The following is a 24,865-nucleotide window of genomic DNA, read 5'->3' on the forward strand; positions in this document are numbered from 1 at the left end:
CGTTATGATTTGGATACCGGAGCTCATATGTGCTATAATATCCAGGTATTATAGGAGGTAGTTTATGAAACGTTCCCTATCGTGGCTGGAGCTGCTATGGTATTTGCCGCTTTATATTATCAGTGTATACTTTAATTTAAACTCTGTTATCATTCTTGCTATCGTGCTGATTGGTTATACGATATCGCATTATCATAAATATTCCATCAGTGAGGCATATCGTGAAAATTACAGGAAATCCTTTCTATTTGTCCATACGAAGGATACACCGGAAACATTGCAGATCAGCAGCATCTGGGGCATTTTGTTTTCTGCGGTTTGTTGTATCTATTTCTTTATGCACGATACAACCGCCGGTATATACAGTCTGCTTCCTACCGCTATTCCCCTGCTTTTGTTCATCTACATCCGCATAAAAAGAAAAGCACACTGATTACTGTGTCAGTATCCAGTGTGTTATGTCCTGATTCATGACTCTTTGTACCTGAGAGTCTTTTTCTTTTGTATAGAGACTGTTCTGTAACAGAGAGAGCAGATTGCTTTTTTCATACAGCTCCATCAATGTAATGGATGGCTTTTCCTTTATATAGGAGGAGCTTCGCAGCTGGGATGCATTCATTGCACATAGGATTTGTTTTACATACGTGTCATAAATCCCTATACGCTCCACATCCTCACATTGTACAAGCGGAAACATACGCTGCTTTAACAATGCCTCTATCCCCTCCTGTGAGCGTACAAGCTGCAGAAATGCGAATACAGCATTGGGATAGCGGGTCGCTTTGTTCACCATAAACCCATATACATCCAGAACAGGACGCAGGGTGGTATCCTCATAAGCGGGCATTGGAGAGAAGCGCAGATGCATGGAGGCATAGGCATTGGATTGTGAAAAGGATGTATCATTCATAAGCAATCCGCTCACATAGCGTCCATCCTCATAAAACGCCGCATCATCCAGGGTATCATCATGCAGACGCAGGACTTCATGAAAGCTACGGTAACGGTGCAGCCGCTCACGAAATTCCTGATTCTTTATAACTTCATTTTTCGGTATTGCCGCATCCTCTTCATCCTCCTTGTCAAAAAAGAAAGGAAGAGTATAATCACGACCGCGGTTCTGGTAATACGCATCCTTTACCCCTTTCAAATTTTTGAAATCCTCAAAATCCTGCTCAGTTAATCCACGGTGGGCGGCAGTATATGTATTTTGCACATAGATCAGACCTTTTCCACTCACTGGAAAAAAGCGGTTCTGCAAGGCTGTTCGTTCAAATTCAGAGGGCCATGCATACTCCAGATGTCGCAAAATTCCGGTCAGAGGATAGGTCTGAACCGTCTCATATAGCGCATCCCAGTCACTTCGCCATACAATGTCCTGCTGGTTTAGGGACTTTTTTGTAGTGCTGATATGCAAGGCATGCTTATGCGCAGGATAGTGTTCATCCCACAGCCGCTCCAGCTCCCTTCCATAGGATTTATTTGGTACATATATTTGCAGCTGGGCATCCTGCTCGATCTCATAACGGTTTCCATCCATATGGATATCTGAGGGCTGAGAAACAGCACCGCTGCACCCCTGCATCAGAAGCACCAATACACACAACAGCAGCTTTTTCATACACATCCTCCTCGTGAAGTCAGTATAAAAATACCCTGCTGAAAAAAGTGTCGAAATCGCTTTCTTTTCTCAATTAACGATTGACATTTTTCGCCACGTATAGAATACTATACGTATAAGGGGGTTTTCACATGAACTACTTAAAACGCTTATATGAAGAGCTGGAACGCCAATGCGGGCTCCATGCGGATGAAATCTACAACTATGCTGTTCCGCAATCCTGGAATCTGTACGGCTACCGTCCGGCAAAAAGCATACGCAGCAAAGAGCTGCTTGTCCATCCGTATGAATTTTATTTGTTTACGCTTCGTCATATTTTAAAGGATGCGGATGGAAACTGGAAACAGCCGCAGAAAACGGCAGGGAAAACCTCTGATCGCTCATGGTTAAAGAACGCAAGCATATATTCCCTCATGGTTCGTACAGCTACTGCATGGGATCATGACCGGGACGACCGTCTTGTAAGTGACAATCTGTATCACCTCAATGATAACGGTACCTTTTTAAAGAGTATCCTACTGCTGCCGCTGTTAAAGCGCATGGGAATCAACACGATTCTTCTGCATCAGATTTTTCCCTTATGCAAGACACAGAATGCACATGATTATCCGGTGAAGGAGGCCGTTACCGATTTCCGTAAGCTAGATGATACACTAAAGGATAATCTGATTTCTGAGCTGTGTGCAGAGGAACAGTGTGCAGCCTTTATCGAAGCCTGCCACCTGTTGGGATTCCGTGTACTTCTTGAATACTGTCCGGGTAAGCTTGCCAGAGAAAACAGCTATTACCAAGAACATCCGGAATGGTTCTTCTGGTATGATGCAGACAGGCAAAATGCCTACCATGCGCCGCTGTGCAATGCATTGCCGCAGAACACGATTCCCTTTTCCTATGCATTAAAGGATTTCTACCGCAGTGAGGATGTCCAAAAGCATATCGCTTTATTCCAGGAAGCTCCTGCTGCACTGGCATCCTATGAGAGCCTGAAGGATATTGAATATGCACTACATACAACGATTGCACCTGCGATGGTGGATCAGATCAACGCCGGTATTCCTGTGGAACAGGATACCACCATATGGCGGTTCTATGAGGATTTCCACGCCCAGACACCAAAGGAAATACGAAAGAGTGCAAAGCCGTATCTGATGCAGGATGTTATACGCTACGACCTGCATCCGGCCAGAAAGCCAATGAGCACTCTATGGGATATGCTGTGTGAAAATATCACCTGGTATCAGCAGACGCTCGGCATTGACGGTATATATCTGGAAAAACCGTATCTGTTGCCGGAAAAGCTGCAAAAAGCCCTGGCAAAAACAGCAAGAAAGCAGAATCGCGCCTTAGCCATGATTGCGGAGGATACCGCTGCGGAAAACAGTCCGTTATGGCTGCATAAGGGCTATGATGCCATATCCGGCAGCGGTGCCTATGAGGAAAGTGATTTATGGAATTTTAAATTTCACAGCTTCAGCTATCGTCTCAAGGGTAATGTATGTCCGATGTTTGCAGCTTGTGAAGCCCACGATTCCCGCCGTATCACCAGTGTGGAGGGTAATACAGGAACAATCATGCTCACCGTCATGAATCAGTTTTTACCAAACGGAATCCCGTTTATGATGAATGGTGTGGAATGCTTTGAGGTACAGCCAATGCAGCTCAGTGAATACGGTGATCCTAAATATCTGAATATATTGCCAAAGGAGGATGCACGTCATCATAAGCAGGCTTATCTTGATGAATACTGGTTCAATTACCGAAGCAGTGATTTGCCGGTTCTCCCTTCCCTGCTGGAAAAAACAAGTGCGATCCGGCAGAATTATCTGGAGGCTATTACAAATCCGGATGCATGTATTCCTGTCTGGTTTGATTCCCCCAGAGATTATGGAATCGGCTTTACCTACATATGTGAGGACAGAGCGCTGCTTGTTGTATGCAATACCAATGTACATGACAGCGTACAGCTGCATATTCATACAGAGAATATGATTTGTGAGCTTCCGTTCGCTCCACGTTCAATAAAACAGATTTTTTCCACAAAGGATCCGTATATGCATGATATTCAAATGGACAGCTTCCAGAACATTCCTCTTGCATTTGATCCGGGTGAAGTTAAATTTATACAATTAAAGCCGGAAAGCCTGTAATATTATACATGGACTTCCGGGCTTTTCTTTCCCTTGCATATCCGCTATAATAGGCATAGGTGATTAGCATGTACAGAATAAAAGACGATACAATGGCAGAGCTGGAAATCAAAAAAAGCCGTTTTCTTTGTTATTTACATAAGAGCTTTTCAGAAGCAGATGCCAAGGATTTTATACAGAAAATAAAAAAGCTGCATCCCAATGCACGGCATCACTGCTATGCGTTTATCATTGGTGAGCATAACGAGCTGCAGCGAAGCAACGATGACGGAGAGCCGCAGGGTACTGCCGGTGTTCCTATGCTGGAATGTCTTGCCAACCGTAAGATGCAGGATACGATAGCTGTAACCGTACGGTATTTTGGCGGCATTAAGCTGGGGGCAGGTGGTTTGATCCGCGCATATGCAAAAAGTGTCTCCCATGCGCTGGATCAGGCAGTGATTACACAAAAGCAAAAACGCCTAGTTTACCGTATGACCTTCAGCTATGAGCTGATTGGAAGGCTTGACCATTATTTCCGACAGAACGATGTGGCGGTACTGGATAAGGACTATGGGGAACAGGTAACGTATTTATGGATGTGCAGAAAGCCGCTGGATGATGATATATCAGAGCTCACAAACGGCCGTTATCTTCCGGTCTATGTGGAGGAACGCGCTGTCGATGTTGAAGTGTAAAAAAAGCGTGTGAGATATTGTGATATTGAGCGAAAGGATTGACGCTGACGCTATACAGGTATAATCTTATAGCGAAAGAAGGAATATGCATGAACACTTTACATAGATTTCTTACCTGCATGACAGGAGAATTTGATAATGCAGAGCAAATCAAACAACAGCACGATGCAGGAGCGATCACACATCCCTACGCACACCATATCAATACCGTGATGAATGAGCGTATTCAGCATCTGCCAGCAAATTTCCCCGGTTATTTTCTGCTGGAGGAAAGCTATTATACACAAAATGGCGCTACCAATGCACAGCCTCACCTTTTTCTCTTTACACTGAATGAGGAAGGCAACGTAACCTTAACCTCCTATGATATGCCGCAGGAGTATACGAAGGAAGACTTTACCGCAAGCAATCCGGATTTAAAGCTGGATTACCTAAGCCTAAAAAAGAGTGAAAAATTCACACCGATGGTATATGAAGAGCATGATGGTGTATTCACTGGAAGCAGTATCAGCATGTTTACACCGGTACTGAAATTCATTCTACACGAAACCACTGGAGCAGATCAGCTGGAGGTAGAGGAAGCTATGGAAATGAATGGCAGGAAAACCTTTGGATTTGACGGGCCTATCATTTATAAGCGGATGCAGGATATTGAAAAGCAGGTAACTACAGAGCAGGAAAATAAAAAGTAATGTTTTACCATTATAAATACATGAAAGAGACGATATCATACATCTATGATTCATCTCTTTCTTTTTTCACCGTATTCGTATATCAGTGGATAGCATATGTATGATTTATAACAAAAAGAAGAATAAAAGCTTGAGCTGTTTCTCACCTGAAAACACATAAAAGGAGCTACAATATATATGCTTTTATAGCAAAAATAAAAATATAAGCCTGAGTTCTTTCTCATTTGAAGGTACATAAAAGGAAAGCAGCTACAAAAGGATTGATAACCATTGCATTGTTGTATTTCACGATTCTCATATGCCAGGAATCAAAAAAGAATGTAAGTGTGGCGCCATTCTTCCCTGTAATAATACCCTGCCTTGCTTTTATCATAATAGCGTAAATAAAATGCTTAGCGTAATGTACAATCCATTCTACAATTTATTTTCTAATTCTTAAACGTATTAACATCTTTATAATTTTTTCACATTTTAGGTATTTGAAAAGAAGTTTTCAGGATCCTTTTCATACACGGATAAAAAGTTCAGGAGAAAGCGTTGTGCCAGAGAAGCAGGCTTCACAGCGGCTTTAGCTTCTTCAAATGTAAACCAGGCGGCCTGATCCACCTCCCAGTCACTGACATCCTCCAGTGATTCGCTGTCAATTATCACTGCAAAGTTAAAAATCAGCGTATTGGTCTTTGGAAAATACTCGCTTTTCAGAAAACGGTACTGCAGCACCTTTCTTCCGATTTCCTCCTGCATTTCCCTCACCAGCGCATCCTCTGCGCTTTCTTCCTTATTCACATAGCCTGCGACAAGAATATTATTCGGCTTTCCATACTGCTGGATCATAAGGAGCTTATCTCGTTTCGGATTCAGTGTAACCATGGAAATTGCAGTACTGAAAATAGGAAAACGAAACTGCCTGCAGGAGGTACAGAAGGGAATCCTTCCCTCATGCTCCAAATCCTTCATAACCAGCTTATGTCCGCACTCATAACAATAATTCATAAATACACCTCACAATCGTACTTATTATACACCTGTTCTTTTATGACATACAAAAGAAAGAAACCTTGCGGTTTCTTATCTCAGTTCTTTTACCAGCTTCCACAATTCACTGTAGGAAACAAAGCCGATTGCATCACATTTCTCTTTTGCCACCTGACGCTGTTTTTTTACGTTTCCGTCATGTACCTTGTTCAGATTATTTTTATCCATCATGTACTGAACATAGGAGAATTTCTTTAACAGGAACCAGTTTGCGATAATACTGTTAATACACTCTTCCTTATCATCGCATTTCGCAAGAATGTCTCTCAGGTTTACCAGCTGGTAGCTGGCAATCTTCTGAGCCAGCTCATACATCTCATCATAGTTCAGGAATAATTTTGCATCAAGCTCACGCTGTACGATTCCAGCCTTGCGGTTTCGTTCAAAGAAGCTTTCTACAGTATCCAGCAGGATATCGACACTTTCCCTGTTCACGCTTAAAGCGATGATTTCATTCCGCGTTCCTTCATATTCATTCTCCGGTTCGCTCATGACATAGTACAGTGCCTTTGCCATCACATATTCCTCTTTATCTCCCAATGTAAGAATAATTGCCTTCTGGTGTTCATCAAAGCTTCCATATACCACATACGGACATTTGATTGTTCCTTTTGGCAGTTTAAATGAATCCTTGTAGCGTATAATCTGGTTGGCGATTGCATCCTTGTTAATGTTCAGCCTCAGATTTGCGCAGATTTTCAGATTATGATCCTTTTCAAAGAGCTGCGAAAGGATAGTGTAATCGTCCTCTTTTCCTTCTGCCGTTTCAATGATGGAAAGATAATCTTCTAGGAAACCATTAAATTCACAGATACCGATATCTGCTTCTCTTACGTCTTTTACTTCGCATAAAATATCATAAATAGCCATAGTTCTCTCCTCCTTTCCCTGTCGTATTTTACATTTGAAGATAAAATGAACTATGTATGTCTATATGAAATGCAGATGTATGCTCATATCCATTATATGAAGCAAATCTGCTGAATTATTCCTATTTCTTAAAAATGTAAGGGGATTCCTAATTTAATTTTACAACCTTTTGAGAATTTTTCAACATATTTTTCCATAATTGACCGATTTCGTCTCATATTTTTTCCACAATCCCTGTATACCAGGTATTTCTCTCAAATTTTTTTATCCCATGCATAAAAGTCAACGAAAATGTACAGGAGCTTACCATTGCGAAAAGGACTGCATTCCCAGTCCCTTTTATTTTTTATAAACTGCTTCCCTGCTTCTGCTTTTACGTCCACATCCTTCAGTTTTTAAGGATTCGATCTCATTTTGTTCTCATTTGACCTTATCATTCATGAAAATACCACTTGTTTTCCTTCAATTCCTTTAAATCCTGTGGATATAAGGCAGGCACCTCCAGAATAACAGGCTTTTTTTTCACCGTTTCCCATGCATAAAACCGATAAATTGGCAGGACATAAGGCTGATAGGAGGCATACCCATAGTCTCTGCCTCCATAGGTAAGCTCAACGTGAAGAATATCGAGGTGCTTTAAAGAATATTCTGTAGACTGAAGGATACTGTAATATCCCCCCTGATACATAACCTCTTTTGCTTCCTCACTGCTCAGAATAGTATATTCCTGCAGCAGCTTGTACTTTTTACTATACGGAATGCTGAGATAGTATACACCGTTTCCAGCATCACATAATACAGCCCCCTCTATCACCTGATGTAACAATCCCTTTTTCGCATGATCGTCTGCCTCGAAGATATCTGTTTGGCAAACCATCAGTCCGTTTCCCATATGGATATCACAGCTTGTCTGCATATCTGCCCTTTTGAAGGAGAACAGCTGCGGATATACATGTAACAGTTCCTTTGCGATGTTCTGCTGCTGTGTTCTGGTTCCTTCCTTTAAATCTGTTTCTATAATAAATCGCAAATCACCGTTACCATCCGCCACCGCATCAGTGATTCGAAGCAGCCTGGACGGTGTTTTCTTTACAGACTCTAACAGATGCTTCGCTTCTTCTTCCCGCTTCTTCCTTACGGCTTCTGAAACAGACTCCGTATTCACTACATTTCCATATAAGCTCTTATATACAGGCAGAGCTCCTGTGATATTCAAATGTGCATTTTCATATGGCATATCCCTGATTTTCTTTTTCTGTATAGATACCTGCTCAGAAGCCCCCATTCCCCCCATAAAGGATTGTATCTGCGGCTGATAGGATGCATCCGGAAGAATACGATCCTGTGCAGAGCCTGTCTTTCCTTCTGTTTCCTTTAGCGAATCCGTTACTGATTCCTCATGTATGGTATTCCCTGAGTTTTTCGCTATCTGCCCCATATCCTCCCCTACATCTGCGGGCTTATCAAACAGCATATATAGTCCTATACATAGCAAAAGCATAGCACATACCGTTACACATCCCCATACATACCGGTGATTCCGTCGATGGTATTGCCGTGGCTGCATCTCATCCTGCACAGCATTTCTGATGTTTTGCTTTAACTCCTCACTCATATGTATCTGATTCAGCTCATCGCGATATTTCTTCATAACAACTCACCCTCTTCCAGTCTTTTTTTCAGCTGCTTTCTTGCACGGTGCAGCCATGTTAGTATGGTTGCTTCTTTTTTCTGCAGAATTTCCGCAATCATAGAGACACTAAGCTCCTCATAATAAAACAGATATAGGACATTGCGATACTTTACCGGCAGCTTCATAACCTCATATAAAAGCCCAAAATCAGCCTTTACGTTTATCCCTGCCAGATTTTCCTGCAGTTCCACCGTCGTTCGCAGCTTCTGATATTTCCAGCAGTCCTTACATACATTGATCGTCACCCGCAGAATCCATGCCTTTTCATGTGCCTTTGATGTAAATTGCGGGCGCTTCTTCATAATCCGTAAAAAAACATCCTGTGATACATCCTGCGCATCATATACATTTCCCATATTCTGCAAGGCAATCCGGTATACCGTATCACCATAAACCTCCAGCAGCTCATCCAGACTGCTGCACAGCGCCTGCTCACTTTCATCCATATATATTCTCCTTCATGTTAAAAACGATTACTTCCCTAAATATATTTCATAAAATTTATACAATCATTCCATTCACTGCAATCATGACCTGCCACATAATTGTATACCACATAATTTCTTCTCTCTTTTAATTATGTATTTCTGTTCTTTGTCCTTATTATAACAGATTGATTTTAAATTCCTGTTCGCTTCTTTGTCTTTATTATAACGAAATTCCTACTGATACAGCCTTCCATACACCAATCCTTTATAAGCATGCTTTTGATCACACATACATCTGTCTCTACCATTTTCACTGAATGTATTCTTGTTTATCCACTATACTGCCTTTCAACTTTTCACCTTTTTGTTTACTTCATAAGCATCTCGGTTTAAAATATAAGTATTATACGAGGTGATAAAGGATGAAAAAAGAATTACTGCTGTCATTACTGGAAACAAATGCAAGATACTCTACCAGAGATTTGGCGGATGTTTTGCTGGAGGATGAAGAAAGTGTCATCCACACCATGAATGACCTGGAAAAGAAAAAGGTTATTTGTGGCTACCATACCATTATCAACTGGGAAAAGACCAACAAAGATAAGGTCATGGCCCTGATTGAAGTAGATGTTACACCGGAACGTGATTTCGGCTATGACCGGGTCGCCAAGAATATCTACCGTTATCCGGAAGTCGATACTATGTATCTGATGAGTGGAAAGAGCGAGTTTATCGTCATCATTTATGGAAGAACCATGCAGGAGATATCCAATTTCGTCGGTGCAAAGCTGGCTACAACAGAAAATGTCGTTTCAACATCTACCTTTTTCGTGCTGAAGGAGTATAAGATCAACGGTATTGTTCTGGATGAAGAAGAGAAGCCAAGCGAAAGACTGGTTGTGACGCCATAATGTACGAAAAATTTTTAAGTCAGCACGTACAAACCATCAAACCAAGCGGAATCCGTAAATACTTTGATCTTGCCAGTGAAATGGAGGGCGTTATATCCCTTGGTGTCGGAGAACCCGATTTTGATACACCCTGGCATATCCGTGAGGCTGCAATTTATTCCATAGAGAGTGGAAAAACACATTATACCGCGAATCAGGGACTTCTGGAGCTGCGTGAGGAAATCTGTCTGTATCAGAAACGCCGCTTTCATCTGGATTATGATCCTGTGGACAACGTGATTGTGACTGTCGGCGGCAGTGAGGCCATTGATATTGCCATGCGCGCCATTGTGAATCCGGGTGATGAGGTCATTCTGATGGAGCCAAGCTATGTGGCCTATACGCCAAGTGTCGAGCTTACAGGAGCCGTTCCGGTGCATATCAAGCTGGAGCATGAGGATCAGTTCAAGCTGACACCAGAAAAGCTAAAGGCTGCGATTACACCGAAAACGAAAGCGATTTTGATGAATTTCCCGAGCAATCCAACCGGCGGTGTCATGACGAAAGAGGATTATGCAAAGCTAGTACCAATCCTGAAGGAGCATGAAATCATCGTTATCAGTGATGAAATTTATGCTGAGCTGACGTACGATGGCACCTTCTGTTCTCCTGCCAATTTTGATGAGATCAAGGATCAGGTCATCATTATCAGCGGTTTTTCAAAGGCTTATGCCATGACCGGCTGGCGCCTGGGGTATGTTCTAGCGAATAAAACCTTTACCGCCGCAATGAATAAAATTCACCAGTATATCATCATGTCCGCTCCAACAGCTGCACAATACGGTGCCATAGATGCTATGCGCAATGGTGATATTCATGTCGCAGAAATGCGAGAGTCCTACATGACAAGGCGGAATTTCATTACGAAGGGCTTCAACAGAATTGGATTGCCAACGCATTTACCACATGGTGCATTTTATATCTTCCCGGATATCAGAGGAACCGGATTAACGAGTGATGCATTCTGTGTTCAACTGCTGGAGGAGCAACGGGTTGCCTGCGTGCCCGGTACGGCATTCGGTGATGCAGGAGAAGGCTTTATCCGTGTATCCTATGCATACAGCATTGACCATATCCGTGAAGCGATTGAGCGCATTGATCAGTTCATGGAAAAATTCCGTCAGAAATAGTATAAAAAGGTTGTGTAAATGTGACACCATGTCCATTCGCACAACCTTTTCTTTTTGCTTACTCACATATCCAGTTCCAGCTCCAGCTGCTCTACATCCTTTTTCTCAATCACCCGCATTAAGGTTTCTCCTTCCAGTGGTGGCTCCAGCCGGTCGATCAGAAACCTGACATTCGCAAATGCTGTTCTGCGATATTCCATCAGCGGCTTTATATATTCTTTGAACATATCCCTGTTAAAATACTCCTTCGCCTGCTCATCACTGCCATAGCTCAAATTCCATGCAGCCAGGGCAGCCTCCAGAATTTTCCCCTGTTCATCAAAGCCCTTTTGATACAAATAACCACTTAATGGATTTATAAAATCCGAAAACAAATCTTCCTTTGTTTCCTGCATATTCCGGTTCAGTACACGGAAGGATGCAGCTTCACTCGCTGAAAGCATTGCCCCTTTGTCTTTGGCGATACTGCGAAAGTCCTCATACAGCTCTATGATATATGAAAAGTCTTTTAATGCTTTGGTAGTTCCGATGCTATCGAGAATAAAGAAATCCTTGTATGGCAGGATGGCATATTGAACCATACAGGGCAGCGTCTGTTCACGCAATAGAAAGCTCAGGGAATCGGTGATCCCCTTTACTCCGTAAAGCAGCTTATTCTTACGATCCATAACAAAGGTATACTCCTGTTCATAGCGCATAACATAGAGCTGGCGTTTACAGCTACCTTTAAACCGCTCTATACAGACAGCATCCTCCTTTGCCAGCTCAGGATGTAGCTTCAGATAGCGCTCAATCAGTTTCCTGCTTGTCTGTTCATTACGAAACAGTATGGTACTTCCGATATGACAGATGTGTTCCATATTATCCATGGTGATTCTTGTTTTTTTATTCTTTGTCTGATAAGCATATATAAACAAGCCACTGAGTAGCTGTATAACATGCTGAGCTTCCTGTTCAGGTAAATGATCCATAGATGATTCTCCCTTTCCCTTCGTGTTACCTATATCATACCATAAAATATCCTGAGGGGATAGCATGCCCCATGGGTATAGCATGCCTTCTGGATATAATATTCCCTCTTTGGGTACGGCACGTACTTACTCATTGGGCAGGGCACGTCCTTAATCTACAGCATGCCCGTGAATATATTTACTCTCGAGTATAATATACTCTTGAGAATATGATACTCTTTCGCTTAACATGTTCTGAAATATAATATGCTTAAACGTACAGTATATTGTTCCCTTATCCTGTACTTTCTGTATAAAACAGCTATATTGTAAAACCGTACGCTTTCTCTGCTATGAGCCTTCTGTGTAGTTTAAAGGTCGTATACAGTATGAATGTATTCGTTTCTTTATATAAAGGCTGCTTCCCTCTGCGTATCCTTATGAACAAGTACATGAATCCATTTTTTCGAACGGAACCGCCACAGGGTAACCATTGCTTTCACAAGCTCATCGCTGAATGACAATGCGACAACCCAATGCAGTGGCAGCTTCCATACAACAGCAGCGAGGAAGGACATAGGAATAGCAACACACCATATACCGATCAAATCACAAAACATACAAAATTTCGTATCTCCTCCCGATCTTAGAATACCGCATATATGTACATAGGACATCATTTTCGGTGTCGTATACAGCGCATAGGCAATCAATGTAAGATTCAACATACTACTGGTTACACGATCATAATTGTAAATATCAATAATAGCACCTTTAAACAATAGCAGTGCTGCGGTCATAGCAAGACAGAAGCCGATGTTAATAACGATAAAAGCTTTTCCATAGGCATAGGCAAGCTTTGTATGATTTCTCCCCAGCTCATTGCCAATCATAACAGCACAGGCGTTGCCAAGACCAAAAAATACACATTGAAATAAATCATTGATAACACTCGCCACCTGTACGACTGCGACTGCACTCGTTCCCAATAATCCATAAGCAATAAAGCATACGGTGGTTCCGATGCTCCATGCACTTTCACTCATGGCTACAGGAAGGGCGGTTTTCACAACACGCTTCATTAACGGGATATCCAGCTTACGGATGGTGGCAAGATCAACAGCCAGCGGATGATCGTTGCTGAAGTATACATACCCCAAGATCAACAGCATTTCCACGAAACGGGCGGTCAATGTCGCTATAGCAGCACCCTCCACACCCAATCGCGGTAAATGAAGGTTTCCAAATATCAATCCATAATTCAATACCGTATTGATGGTGATAGCCAATACGCTTGCGAGCGTCGGTACCTTCAGGTTATGAATGGCACGGGAATTAAAGCTCATAAGAAAGGAAAACGCCGTCATCATATAGGTGAAACAGGTGATACGCAAATACGATGCCCCAATAGCCACAACATCCGGTTCCCTTACAAATAACTGTAAAATCTGCGGCGCAAATGCAAGTGCCAGCACAACAGTAAATAATGCCAGAAAAAAACCAATTCGCATTTCAATCGCAATGACCTTACGAATATTTTTCACATCCCGGATTCCCCAGTATTGAGATACATAAATACTGGAGCCGCTGTAAATCCCAAAGCAGATAATTGAAAAAATGAAATAAACCTTGTTCGCTGCCCCAACAGCTGCCAGCTCCCCTACACCGATACTGCCGATCATGAACGTATCAATCATATTCAGACTCAGTGATATGATCTGCTGTAAAACGATTGGCAGTCCTATGGTGAGAAGAAGCCGCACAAATACCTTTTTATCTATCATACTATCACCTCAAACTGAGTGTAATTTTATCATACTATGATACTATGAAGCAATACTGTTTATATAGGCAGCAATAGCATATGTAAACATTTCAAATGAAAAAGGGACATATTTCGTCCCTTCTTCATGTATCATGTTCAGACTGCTTGATACATCGACATCTGTAAACAAAGGATGTCCGCCATGGGATGGTTCCATTCTCCCCTGACACCATTATTATACATCAGAATACCGGAATTTCCACGCTATTGATCCTTTTCATAAATATGTACTCCAGATTTAGCTTGACAGGGTAAAACGAAAAAGAGCTTCACTTAGAAGCCCCTTTCATCTTAATATATAGCGCTGTATTGCCTTTGCCACACCGTCATCCATAAAATCGGAGGTCACGATATCACAGGCTGCCTGGATTTCCTCACTTGCATTCGCCATAGCAACTGTAAGTCCTGCTTCCTGAAACATGGGAAGATCATTTTGTGCATCACCAAATGCCACAAACTCCTCTTTCTTCAGATGCAGAGCCTGCAATACAGCTTTTATTGCATTCCCTTTGTTAACACCTCCGGCAGTTATATCAAAGCTGATTGGCTGATAATTTGTTACCGTGGTATTCTCTATACATTCTATTTGTCCTCTGGCTTTTAAGAGCCGCTGTGCGTTCATGTCATAAACCAGTATTTTTGCGATATCATGGACGTTTCTGCTCAGTTCCTCCCAGCTCATATCGGTAAATGATTTCACCTGTACATCAGCAGGCAGCCGATTATTCATATGGTCATACAGAAAGCGTTCATCATAAGGCTCATGTGTAAAAAATTCATATTTCCCCTTGAAAAAGGCGTGTGCATGCTCCTCCCTTTTCAGTACTTCAATAATCTGATGCAGACAATACGGCTCTATCCATTGTTCGATACATCGCGTCCCTATTTCATATATACCGCCATTAGAAGATATCACTTTTACTCGTTCATGAATCTGCTGTGCTATCATTTTTGTGAAGCAGTACGGTCTGCCGCTGATCAGATATATCTGTATGCCCTGTTCTACACATTTCCGTAAGGCCTGTAAATTTCCTTCACTGACTGTTTGATCCCTACGCAGCAGTGTTCCATCCAGATCCAGACCTATCATGCGAATTTCAGGCATAGGAATCTTTCAGTATGGCCTCCAGCTCTTCTCTGCTTCCAAACGGAAGATGATCCAGTATAGGAGATGCCAGGATTTCATGAAATTCATCTTCGCTTACGCCGAAGTCCTTCAGCTTTTTATGAAGTCCAATCGTTTCCAGAAAGTTTGTCATTGCAGAATATAAATCTTCACTTCCAAACAGCTTGGCAACATCCGCAAAGCGTTCCCTGTTCTTTTCAGCCATGTGCTGAATGAAGGCAGGGAATACAACAGCAAGTGCTTCTCCATGCGGCAAATGGACGATTCCACCAATGATTTCAGAAAGCGGATGCGGTGCGCTTGCCCCGGAATTTGCCAGAGCACGTCCTGCCAGTGTATCAGCAAGACACATATTGGTACGATATTTTAGATTCTGCGGCTCCTGTAATACGCTTGGCAGATTTTCTATGACAAGACGCATAGCCTCCATAGAATCCATTGCACTGTAATGTGAAGCATTGGCGTTGATGTAGCTTTCAAATGCATGTGTGAAAGCATCAAATCCGGTTGCCGCACTCATCCGCTTTGGCAGTGTCAGCATAAGCTCAGGATCAAGAATCGTTTCCTGAGAGAAATTATCCGGGTGGAAAAAGGTGATTTTTTCTTTTCCTCTGGTGATAACGGCTGCCTGAGTTACCTGTGATCCTGTCCCTGATGTGGTCGGTACACTCAAAAGAGGCAGATGTTCCTTACTGTAGGATGCATAGTATGCAAACGGTGAATTGTATTCGTTAAACAGGTAATCCCAGTCTATGCTGTCCTTTCCATTCGCAAAGGCGATGGCTTTCGCAGTATCGATGGAGCTTCCTCCCCCAACTGCCAGTACAAAATCAGCAGGCTGTTCCTTCAGCATGGCAAAGCCCTGTTCTACAATTTCCACACTTGGATTCGGTTCTACCCTGTCAAAATGAATAACACGGATTCCTTCTGCATCCAGAAGCTTTTTTACACGCTCATATAACGGCTGTAGGGGTGCATCCGGTGTTGTAACTAGAAAACAGGTTTTTCCATAGCTTTTACATACGTGCCCCAGCTCGCTCAGTTGTCCGGCACCAAAATGAATCTTTGTTGGCTGATAATAGTGAAACATAGTACATACCTCCTCTATACACGTTCATTATACGGCTTTTTTTCAGGCTGTACAGAACATGGATATACAGAGTGCTTCCATATCGATAAGGAAAAAAATACATTCGCACCATTACCGCATTCTTACGGAAGCATTTGTTGCTTCCTATGAAAAAATACCCTGCTTCCTTGTGTATACTATAGGTAATAGAGGAGGAATGATGGTATGCTGTATCTGATTGATAGTGGGAATGAACAGGAAATCCGCGAGGCCCTGACACTGGGAGTAAGAGGTGTAACCGCCAATACCAGTATGTATCGTAAGAATCATATCGGGATACATGATTTTGTTTCAACATATGCAAAGGAGAATCTAGATTTTCTAAGTGCTGAAGTTATCGGCACCTATGAGGAAATGCTGCAGCAGGCAGAGACGCTGCTTGCAATACACAACAAGCTGGTTATTAAAATCAATTTTTCAAAGGATGGATTGCGGTTGGCAGACGCCTTACATAAGCGCGGAGTGAAAACCGCAATGACTCTGCTATTTACTATGGGACAGGCTGTGGCAGCAATCAATGCCCATGTGGATTATCTGTTTTTCTTTATTGGGAGAAATGAGGAATACGGAAGTGATGCTATGCGTATTCTGAACGATATTCAGGAAATGATAGAGGCTAAAAGCTATTCGGTTAAAACTGTAGCAGCTTCCATTAAGAATCTGGCACAGCTGGAGAAGCTGGCGGCAATGAAGATCGATTACGCTGCCATTCCTTATGCGTTGTATATGAAATCCCTACAGCATCCGCTGACAGATAGCGGTGCACAAACCTTTGCGGATGATTTTTATCAGAATGCATGTAATCATTAGCATGATGTAGTTTTTCATTACCATGTAGATGAGCAAGGTAATGCTTGGCGATATAAAAAGGATTCTTCATAATTTTTAAATAGAATCGTAATGATTTGCAAATACATGAAAAGATGCATATGAATCCAGTGTATAGGACGATTATGCATCTTTTTGCGTGTTTTTATAAGATGTATAAAGTTCAGCCTTGTTAAAAATATTTTTCTCTCATTTATGTCTTATGCGACAAGTGTAAACAGAGTCATGTATATTACAGATGTAAGAAATAGCAGACCGGCTGCATTCGCAATAAGTATGCCCCGTATTCCAGGCTTCCTGATATTAGTTATCAGCGTATGCAGACCAACCGCATTACGGCGCAGGCTTTGAAATAGAAAGATAAACAGTAGAATGGATGTGACCGGATTCAGTAAAAAGCTTTGTACCAGCATGACAAGAGCAGCCTGCAGCAGAGAGCGTTCCACTTGTTCCTGTTGCTTAAACTGCCTTAGTAGAAAAAATATTTCACCGGCACACAAGAGCTCAATCATGGCATACATGAAATAGATATTATAACCTACATCCCTTTGAATCAGTGTAAACAATGCAATCCCCTGATCACTAGCCCGTAAGCAGCAATACAATATCAATACGATACCCAAGATACCTGTCAACAAGCCAGTTATTTGAAGCATACGAAGAGACAGCTTCCACTCCATACTCCGTTTTCTTTTCATGTTCCTACTCCTCCTGTACAGCTATTTCAGACTTTCCTTGCGGCAGCCGCTTACCAAATCCACCTGGTTACGGATTTTATCTCCTGCCAGATATGCTTTCAGATTTTCTGCCGCAAAGGCAAAGAACCGGTTATTTGTTTCCGGAAGATATGTTCCGCCTGCCACATGCGGTGTCAGAATAAGGTTATCCAACTCCCATGCGGGATGCTCAGGAGGTAACGGTTCCCCCTCAATAACATCCAGAGCCGCCTGTGCGATTGTATGATTACGCAAGGCCTCCAGCAAATCATCTGTATTTACAATAAATCCGCGTCCGATATTCAAAAAGCAGGCACTTTTTTTCATTCGTGCAAATGTATTCTTATGGAACAAATGCCGTGTATCATCATTCCCAGGCAGGCAGACTGCAACCAGGTCGGCACGGGGAAGCAATGCATTGAGATCACACATAGCGTGAATTTCATCAGCACTTTCATTCGGCTCTGCAGCAGTCAGCTGACACGCAATCACATAACCGCCAAGCAAACGAATCAGTTTCCCATAGCTGGATCCGATATCACCTAAGCCGAGTATCAGAACCGTAGAGCCATAGACAGAAGAAATCGTCCCTTCCTTCTTCCATGCATGATCCCTTTGATTCTGCATATAGGCCTTCATTTTTTTAAACATCATAAGTGTAGTCGTAAGCATAAATTCACTGATGGCAAGACCGTATACACCGCTGCCGTTACTGAACAGGATACGGTTATTTTTTATCAAGGTACAGTCGCGATAATCATCTGTGCCTGCACTTTGTAATTGCAGCCACTGTAATTGCTCACAGTTTTCCAGCAGCGATGCCCGGGGATTTCCGATTATGATATCCGCCTTCTGCACATCCTCCTGCTGCACCGCCTTTGCACTGCGGTATATGAATTGTGCATTTGGCGCTGCCTGTTCCAGCATTTTTCTATGATGCTCCTGCGTATCCGCCACAACCAGTATACGATAATTTTTCATGGTGAGCTTCCTCCAATCTACAGGTTTTTTAATTGATTCCAGTCATCCTCAAACATCCTGCTTCCGGATATTGTCAAGGTGTTTTCCATTGTTTTTTTCAGAAGATGGAAGGACAGGGCTGCATAGCTTACGCCCATGACTGCCGCCGCCTCCAGCTGATGCAGGTTTTTAATGCTTGCCCCGACAACATAAACATCACTATTAACAGTCGCATGACAAATACGGTTTAAAACCTGTAATCCATCCTGCCCGTTTTCATCATTTCTGCCAACAAAACAGAAAATATACCGGCAGACGCTCTGTACGGCAAGAACCGCCTGTGACACCGTGAAGATCAGCGTCATAGCGGTTGTGATCTGTTTCCTGCTCAATGCAGCCGCGAGTCGTAACCCTTCTGCACTGTAATTTATTTTTATCACGACATCCGGATACTGCTCATGCAGAGAAAGTGCCTGTTTATACATTTCCTCATAGCTTCCTATCACCTCAGCACTGAGAAAGCTGTGCGGAAGGGCTTCGACATGTGTAAGGAATTCATAAAGTGTAATTGCTTCCTTACGATACATGGTTGCATTTGCCGTAACTGCATCAATTCCCCAAGTCATCGCCTCCTCGATTTCCTGAAGACTGGCGGTATCTATCATCAGCCGCATATCAATAGCAGGCCTTTAAAATGGATAACAGACGCTCTGTTTCCTGAAACCGCGTTTGTTGGCGTACAGTCTTCAGCATGCTCTCATACTGTTCCTGACTTGTCTGAAAGTCAGATATGGTAAATTGTAGATCAACCCTTTTCAAAAAGTCCTCTACGACAGAACGTGCCTGTTCCTTGGTAGTACAGGAAATCTTCGGTGCTATTACCTGCAGAATTGCACTTAATCGTTCATGGTATTCCGCATCCTCGAAATATTCCTCGATAAATTTTGGATAAACAACAGCCAGAGAGCAGCCATGATTGATACGGGTATTCCAGCTGGTTAAAATCTCACCTAAGAAGTGTGGAATCGTTCCGCCTCCATTCGCAAGGCAGATTCCGGCGATGGTATCTGCCGCAGCAAGCTGTTCCCGGTATTCCAATCTGGCATCCTCCTTCAGCTTCGGTAATATATCAACAATCATCCGCATTCCCGTGATACACATCGGTTCACTGATGCAGGAAAGTCGCTTCATCATATACGATTCACTCAGGTGACAAAATGCATCGAATGCAGTGCTAGCACTCATACCATAAGGAAGTGTTGCCATCAGCTTAGGATCTATGATTGCTTCTCTTGGGAAAAACTGCTGTCGGAACACAGTAGTTTTCTGGTGCGTTTCCTCATTGGTGATAACTGCCGCCTGTGTACACTGGCTTCCTGTTCCGCTGGTTGTTGGAATTGCCAGAATCGGCAGCGCTCCCTCATGCGTGAAACAATCATCCTGAAAGCCTGTGCGCACTGTGAAAAATTCATCCCAGTCTATCGTTCTGCTTCCGGCATTATAGGCGACCATTTTCGCTGTATCTATCGCAGAGCCGCCGCCAAGACCTACAACAAAGTCCACATGATGGTCAAAGCCTTTTTTCACTGCTTCCTCTACCGCACTGCTTAACGGATTTGGCTGTACCTTATCATATACACTGACGGTTATCCCCTCAGCTTCTAATAACTCACGGACATGTGTAAACAACGGCTTCAGCACTTCAATCGGCTCCGGTGTTACCAGCAGACAGCAGGTACCGTAGGCACGCGCTATCTCTCCGATTTTTTCTATTTTACCAGGACCAAAATGAATCCTGGTAGGCTGGTAGTGCAAGAATTCCATATTACAAGCCTGCCTTTTCTGCCGCTTCATCTATCGCGGCACGGCATTTTTTCACCGCAGCTTGAATTCCATCCGGATCGGTATACAAGGCGGTGGAAAAAATTAAGACATCCGGATTACAGGCAACGATTGGATCCAGATTGCCCACCCGGATACCACCGTCTACGGCTAACTCACAGTCCGGATTGCATGCATCTATTTTCTTTCTGGCATTTTTCACCAGCTCCAATGCACTTCTTCTCCACGCCCAGGTAGTTTCTCCTTTTGGCGGCTTTCCTGCACCGTGAATAACAATATGCAGACGATCGATATCATAAATGGATTCATCCAGGAAGCACAGCGGTGTATAACAGCCAATCGTCAAGCCGATTTTCAGTCCAAATTCATGACACCAGTTAATAATGTAGGCAAGCGGTGCCCCGATAAAGTGTTCTGCCGGCAGTATGAGCATAGTAGCACCTGCAGCAGCGATCTTTTCAATAAAGATTTTATCACAATCCTTGGCATATAGATGACACTCGATTTCTTTATCCGTTATCGAGCGGACTGCCTTAATAATCTGGTGTCCTCCCATCAGCTGCAGATTTTGTAAATCGTACATATCCGCAGCATCACTGTGACAGTAATCACAGCCGGCATCCAGTGCTTCCTTCATATTGCCCCGGACATCTCCATAATCAAACGTACCGGCCATTCCAGCCGCAATCTTAATATGTTTCATAAAAAGCCTCCTTATTTATTTGCATTTTTCTCAAGATATTGCTTCACCTGTGAACAGATGTTGGTTACTCTTGGCCCATAAATAATCTGATATTTACTGCCATTTACAACCACACCGATTGCTTCACGGTTTTCCAGCCAGAACTGTTTATCCGCAACAAGTTTAGTGTCCTTCACTTCAACACGTAACCTTGTCGCACAATTTTCCACATTCAGCATATTGGCTGCACCTCCAAAGCTTTCTACAATACCAGCGATGAAATCGTCCTCTGTGGAATTCTGCTTTGTGACATCATCCAGAAGCCCTGCCTTCTGCTGGAACTCTTTTTTACTAATCAGCTTGTCGGTACCCCTGCCTGGTGTTTTTATATCCCATTTCAGAATTGCCCAACGGAAGATGATAAAGTATAAAGCAAAATATAGCGGAATTAAAATCAGCAGTGACATCGCATGAACCTTAGCAGGCTGTAATACGTTTGGTATCATAAAAATCAATGCAAAGCCCTGAATGGATACCTTAGTCGCCTCGGTCAGTACAAAGGCAAGTCCTGTCATTGGTACATGTACCAGATAATACAGTAATGGATTTGCGAACAATACCGTAAATTCCATAGGCTCCGTAACACCGACAACGGATGCAGTAAATACAGCAGGCACCAGTATGGCAAGTGCTTTTTTACGATTTTCTTTTTTTGCACAGAAATACATTGCAACAGCGGCACCAGGCCATGCGCCCAGATTCATTACAATACGTCCGCTTGTAAAATTTCTAACCAGATAATGAGTTGCTGTGGCAGAACCAATGACAGCATTTTCGATATTTTTCGTACCAAGAATCATCTGTCCATCCACAAGCATCTTTCCACCAAGCTCGGTATACTGCAGCGGGAAGGTTACTAAGTGATGCATTCCAAAAGGAAGAAGAGCTCTGTCTACAACACCATATACAAAGGTTCCTACAAGACCACTCTTTCCGATAAACACAGCAACATACTGAATAACATCATTGATAACCGGCCACACGTAATAGATTATCGTACCCTCCAGCGCCGCAAAAAAGGGAATAATCAAAATGATAAATTTTGGCCCTGCGAAAAATGAAAACAGATTCGGTAATTTGATATCTCCCCATTTATTCATCAGGATACCTGTTGTTGCACCACAGATGATCGCCCCGAAGATACTCATATCATAGGTGAATACGCCAAGGACATTTGTCCAAAGCTTGGAAAATACGATAGCCGCATCCGATGTCATCCCCATTTTCATCAGTGCTTCCGGTACGACAGTATCCGGTGTATACCCATGTGCCCCCGCATTAACCGAGATAATCGTATTCACACACATCAGCATGAATACACCGGCAAATGCTGCATAGCCTTTATTATTTTTTGATAAACCAAAGGATATCCCTGCGACAAACCATAAAGGAAGGTTTCCCATTATCATACTTGCGATTTTCATAAACATCAGCGCAATCGTATGCGGAATAGTACCTGCGGTGAATATATAATTGACAAATGGACTGGCAAAGCCCATCAAAAGTCCGCAGACGACAAGCACGATGATGGGAATCATCATTGCGCCCGCAACATACTGGAAGCTTCCGGTAAAGTGGGATAGATATTTTTTCATTGTTCCTTCTCCTCTTTTCTTTCACTGATACACAAAACGGTAAGCGCTTACGCACATTTATTATAGATTTTGCATAAAAAAAAGACAATGACCCGGATGTATGGGAATTGTCTTTTCAACAAGAGTAATTTTTTACATCACAGCTGTGGGAACTGCATACGCGGATCCTTTACCAATCTGTGGAAATTCAGCTTCTGAAAGTATTCATGTATCTGCTTATTACAGTATACGATATCATGGTAATTCATACATTTGGGTATCACCAGTACCGGTAATTCCGTTAAAGCAGGCAGAGGAACACTTGACAATACGAGATCATACCTGCTCCATGTGCAATTATCCATCTGTCGAATTACTTCCGTATCTATAATCTGTGCTGATAACAGATAGGACTGCAGCTGAATCTGCAGATATTCCAATTCTATGGTGTTGCAGTCATGCAGCAAAATACAGCGAAGCGGGCGCTTTTCTTTTTCCACAATCCCTGCCAGCAAAATCGTCAGGTGATATACAAATTTATCGTAATAGCAGATATCGTAGTGCTCGATAATCAAATCCGCCATTTCCTTTGCAAATATGGAAAGCACCTTAAAATGTGAGGTGAATTCCACATAATAGTCATGACCTGCCTGCTGCTTTTCATGTATCTGGTATACAAGCTCCCGCTGCATAATATGGATCAGCTGTGTGAAAAACTGGTCGATATGCTCATCGTGCAATGCCAGATGCTCCTGAAGATAGCTGTAAAGCTGCTGTAAAATCTGATCATCCACCTGTTCTGTAATACAAAGGGAATTCAGCTCCAGATGCTCCTGACAGGAATCACTTACAATAAGCAGAGAAAGAAAATACATCGCTTCGCTTTCCGGCAAACGGATATGAAATTCACGTAGACAGTATTCCTGCAGAAAGGCTATAAGGTGATGCTGATCGATCAGCTGAATCAAGTGAATTCGTTTTTCCGGAAGCTGGATCGTATAGCCCTCCTGATAGCGAACCAGTATGATTTGCAGACTGCGTTTAAAAAAGACAGTATCTGTATTCAGAAATGTGACGGATAATTGCTCCTGCAGCTCATTCATTAAAGTATCCATCGCAGCTGACCAGTCTGTTTTATCATAATACTGCAGACATTTTTGCAATTTCAAAGTATCCAGAAAACCTTGATTTCCATTCTGCTGCGCAAGAAACCTCTCACACTCGCTCATCCATTGTACAATGGCAAGACGATGACGCTTCTCTCCTTCACTGACACGCAGACCTCTTGTTCTGGATTTACATACATGCAGCTGATATGTGGACAGCCAGGAATCCGCAGCATCACAAATCTTATAAATAGATGGTCGGGAAAGATGCAGGATATCCTGTAATTCACTAATGCGGATCAAATCACCCTCATTCAAAAGTAAATGCAGCAAATAAAGAAGACGCTCCTTCTGAAAAGCAGGCTGTTCCATATCCATACGAAGCTGCGCTGCAAGGGCTCTGCGATAATTTTCTTCACCATTCAAAAGAAAACCTCTCCCTTTTTTTCCAATAAGTTCAAGTCCGTATTTCACTGCCTCCTGATGTACCATCGGCATATAATTATTCACTGTTTTCCTTGATACACCGAGAGCTTCGGCGAGCTTTTCACTTGTCATGTATTCTTTTTGTTGTAATAGAAGATGTAATATTTGCTTATTCAGTTCCTTTTCCTTCATAACCATCACCGTCTCCATTATAACAGATTTCCTGTATAAGGATGAAACAACGAAATAGCAGCCTGTATGAATCAAAAAGAAATATGTCTTCGATCTCTTTGAATCAAAAAGAAGACTATCATAAGTACAGCCCAACCTCAAAAGCCTTTTTACCTTAATTCTCGATATTCGTCTGATTAAATAAAAAAACTGAATACCATATCGCG

At 42.5% G+C, this 24,865-nt stretch carries 23 protein-coding genes; 7 read left to right on the top strand and 16 right to left on the bottom strand.

The window, feature by feature from the left end:
• The first annotated feature begins 64 nt into the window (after nt 1–64).
• On the top strand, nt 65–433 hold the full coding sequence (locus GKZ87_19360; GenBank protein QSI27495.1) for a hypothetical protein: 369 nt from the start codon (nt 65–67) through the stop codon (nt 431–433).
• On the opposite strand, the gene GKZ87_19365 is transcribed toward GKZ87_19360, so the two are convergent.
• Nucleotides 434–1,621, bottom strand: a complete 1,188-nt coding sequence (locus tag GKZ87_19365) for a hypothetical protein (protein QSI27496.1) — start codon at nt 1,619–1,621, stop codon at nt 434–436.
• 131 nt (nt 1,622–1,752) lie between these two features.
• On the opposite strand from GKZ87_19365, the gene GKZ87_19370 reads away from it, so the two are divergent.
• The 3 genes from GKZ87_19370 (at nt 1,753) to GKZ87_19380 (ending at nt 5,137) form a co-directional block, all read left to right on the top strand.
• Nucleotides 1,753–3,768 (top strand): maltodextrin glycosyltransferase, encoded by a 2,016-nt coding sequence (locus GKZ87_19370; GenBank protein QSI27497.1) that lies wholly within the window; start codon nt 1,753–1,755, stop codon nt 3,766–3,768.
• Between the two features lie 68 nt (nt 3,769–3,836).
• The gene (locus GKZ87_19375) at nt 3,837–4,445 is read left to right on the top strand and encodes a YigZ family protein (protein QSI27498.1); all 609 of its coding nucleotides are present in this window, start codon (nt 3,837–3,839) and stop codon (nt 4,443–4,445) included.
• Between the two features lie 89 nt (nt 4,446–4,534).
• Nucleotides 4,535–5,137: a hypothetical protein gene (locus tag GKZ87_19380; GenBank protein QSI27499.1), complete on the top strand. Its 603-nt coding sequence runs from the start codon at nt 4,535–4,537 to the stop codon at nt 5,135–5,137.
• A 471-nt stretch (nt 5,138–5,608) separates the two neighbouring features.
• Here GKZ87_19380 and GKZ87_19385 read toward each other — a convergent pair whose 3' ends face one another.
• The 4 genes from GKZ87_19385 to GKZ87_19400 all read right to left on the bottom strand — a co-directional run bounded on the left by GKZ87_19385 (nt 5,609) and on the right by GKZ87_19400 (nt 9,181).
• Nucleotides 5,609–6,130 (bottom strand): NUDIX domain-containing protein, encoded by a 522-nt coding sequence (locus tag GKZ87_19385; protein ID QSI27500.1) that lies wholly within the window; start codon nt 6,128–6,130, stop codon nt 5,609–5,611.
• 75 nt (nt 6,131–6,205) lie between these two features.
• Entirely contained in the window at nt 6,206–7,042 is an 837-nt protein-coding gene (locus GKZ87_19390) for a hypothetical protein (GenBank protein ID QSI27501.1), read from the bottom strand.
• A 433-nt stretch (nt 7,043–7,475) separates the two neighbouring features.
• A complete protein-coding gene (locus GKZ87_19395) occupies nt 7,476–8,693 on the bottom strand; it encodes a hypothetical protein (protein ID QSI27502.1) in 1,218 nt (405 codons plus the stop codon).
• Nucleotides 8,690–9,181: a sigma-70 family RNA polymerase sigma factor gene (locus GKZ87_19400; GenBank protein ID QSI27503.1), complete on the bottom strand. Its 492-nt coding sequence runs from the start codon at nt 9,179–9,181 to the stop codon at nt 8,690–8,692. The genes GKZ87_19395 and GKZ87_19400 overlap by 4 nt, the downstream gene beginning before the upstream one ends.
• A 404-nt stretch (nt 9,182–9,585) precedes the next feature.
• Here GKZ87_19400 and GKZ87_19405 point away from each other — a divergent pair, with 404 nt between their 5' ends.
• Both GKZ87_19405 and GKZ87_19410 read left to right on the top strand, forming a co-directional pair.
• Nucleotides 9,586–10,074 (top strand): Lrp/AsnC family transcriptional regulator, encoded by a 489-nt coding sequence (locus GKZ87_19405; protein ID QSI27504.1) that lies wholly within the window; start codon nt 9,586–9,588, stop codon nt 10,072–10,074.
• Nucleotides 10,074–11,243, top strand: a complete 1,170-nt coding sequence (locus GKZ87_19410; protein ID QSI27505.1) for an aminotransferase class I/II-fold pyridoxal phosphate-dependent enzyme — start codon at nt 10,074–10,076, stop codon at nt 11,241–11,243. Before GKZ87_19405 ends, GKZ87_19410 begins: the two co-directional genes overlap by 1 nt.
• 62 nt (nt 11,244–11,305) lie before the next feature.
• Here GKZ87_19410 and GKZ87_19415 read toward each other — a convergent pair whose 3' ends face one another.
• The 4 genes from GKZ87_19415 to GKZ87_19430 all read right to left on the bottom strand — a co-directional run bounded on the left by GKZ87_19415 (nt 11,306) and on the right by GKZ87_19430 (nt 16,234).
• The gene (locus GKZ87_19415; GenBank protein ID QSI27506.1) at nt 11,306–12,214 is read right to left on the bottom strand and encodes a hypothetical protein; all 909 of its coding nucleotides are present in this window, start codon (nt 12,212–12,214) and stop codon (nt 11,306–11,308) included.
• A 386-nt stretch (nt 12,215–12,600) separates the two neighbouring features.
• On the bottom strand, nt 12,601–13,977 hold the full coding sequence (locus GKZ87_19420) for an MATE family efflux transporter (protein ID QSI27507.1): 1,377 nt from the start codon (nt 13,975–13,977) through the stop codon (nt 12,601–12,603).
• 327 nt (nt 13,978–14,304) lie between these two features.
• Complete coding sequence (locus tag GKZ87_19425; GenBank protein QSI27508.1) at nt 14,305–15,123, bottom strand: Cof-type HAD-IIB family hydrolase; 819 nt, start codon at nt 15,121–15,123, stop codon at nt 14,305–14,307.
• Entirely contained in the window at nt 15,116–16,234 is a 1,119-nt protein-coding gene (locus tag GKZ87_19430) for an iron-containing alcohol dehydrogenase (protein QSI27509.1), read from the bottom strand. Before GKZ87_19430 ends, GKZ87_19425 begins: the two co-directional genes overlap by 8 nt.
• Before the next feature lie 204 nt (nt 16,235–16,438).
• Here GKZ87_19430 and GKZ87_19435 point away from each other — a divergent pair, with 204 nt between their 5' ends.
• On the top strand, nt 16,439–17,083 hold the full coding sequence (locus tag GKZ87_19435; protein ID QSI27510.1) for a transaldolase: 645 nt from the start codon (nt 16,439–16,441) through the stop codon (nt 17,081–17,083).
• A 218-nt stretch (nt 17,084–17,301) separates the two neighbouring features.
• Here the strand turns inward: GKZ87_19435 and GKZ87_19440 are convergent, their stop codons facing one another.
• From GKZ87_19440 to GKZ87_19470, 7 genes are all read right to left on the bottom strand, one after another.
• Nucleotides 17,302–17,799: a hypothetical protein gene (locus GKZ87_19440; protein QSI27511.1), complete on the bottom strand. Its 498-nt coding sequence runs from the start codon at nt 17,797–17,799 to the stop codon at nt 17,302–17,304.
• 21 nt (nt 17,800–17,820) lie between these two features.
• Nucleotides 17,821–18,798: a D-2-hydroxyacid dehydrogenase gene (locus GKZ87_19445; protein QSI27512.1), complete on the bottom strand. Its 978-nt coding sequence runs from the start codon at nt 18,796–18,798 to the stop codon at nt 17,821–17,823.
• A gap of 17 nt (nt 18,799–18,815) precedes the next feature.
• Nucleotides 18,816–19,451: a transaldolase gene (locus GKZ87_19450; GenBank protein ID QSI27513.1), complete on the bottom strand. Its 636-nt coding sequence runs from the start codon at nt 19,449–19,451 to the stop codon at nt 18,816–18,818.
• Nucleotide 19,452: 1 nt separating this feature from the next.
• Nucleotides 19,453–20,631: an iron-containing alcohol dehydrogenase gene (locus GKZ87_19455; protein ID QSI27514.1), complete on the bottom strand. Its 1,179-nt coding sequence runs from the start codon at nt 20,629–20,631 to the stop codon at nt 19,453–19,455.
• Nucleotides 20,603–21,322: a pentose-5-phosphate 3-epimerase gene (locus GKZ87_19460; GenBank protein ID QSI27515.1), complete on the bottom strand. Its 720-nt coding sequence runs from the start codon at nt 21,320–21,322 to the stop codon at nt 20,603–20,605. The genes GKZ87_19455 and GKZ87_19460 overlap by 29 nt, the downstream gene beginning before the upstream one ends.
• A gap of 11 nt (nt 21,323–21,333) precedes the next feature.
• Nucleotides 21,334–22,956, bottom strand: coding sequence for a PTS mannose transporter subunit IIC (locus GKZ87_19465; protein QSI27516.1), 1,623 nt, complete (start codon nt 22,954–22,956; stop codon nt 21,334–21,336).
• 137 nt (nt 22,957–23,093) lie between these two features.
• The gene (locus GKZ87_19470; protein ID QSI27517.1) at nt 23,094–24,677 is read right to left on the bottom strand and encodes an HTH domain-containing protein; all 1,584 of its coding nucleotides are present in this window, start codon (nt 24,675–24,677) and stop codon (nt 23,094–23,096) included.
• Nucleotides 24,678–24,865 lie beyond the last annotated feature (188 nt).

The organism is Erysipelotrichaceae bacterium 66202529, assembly GCA_017161075.1.
GTDB lineage: Bacteria > Bacillota_I > Bacilli_A > Erysipelotrichales > Erysipelotrichaceae > Clostridium_AQ.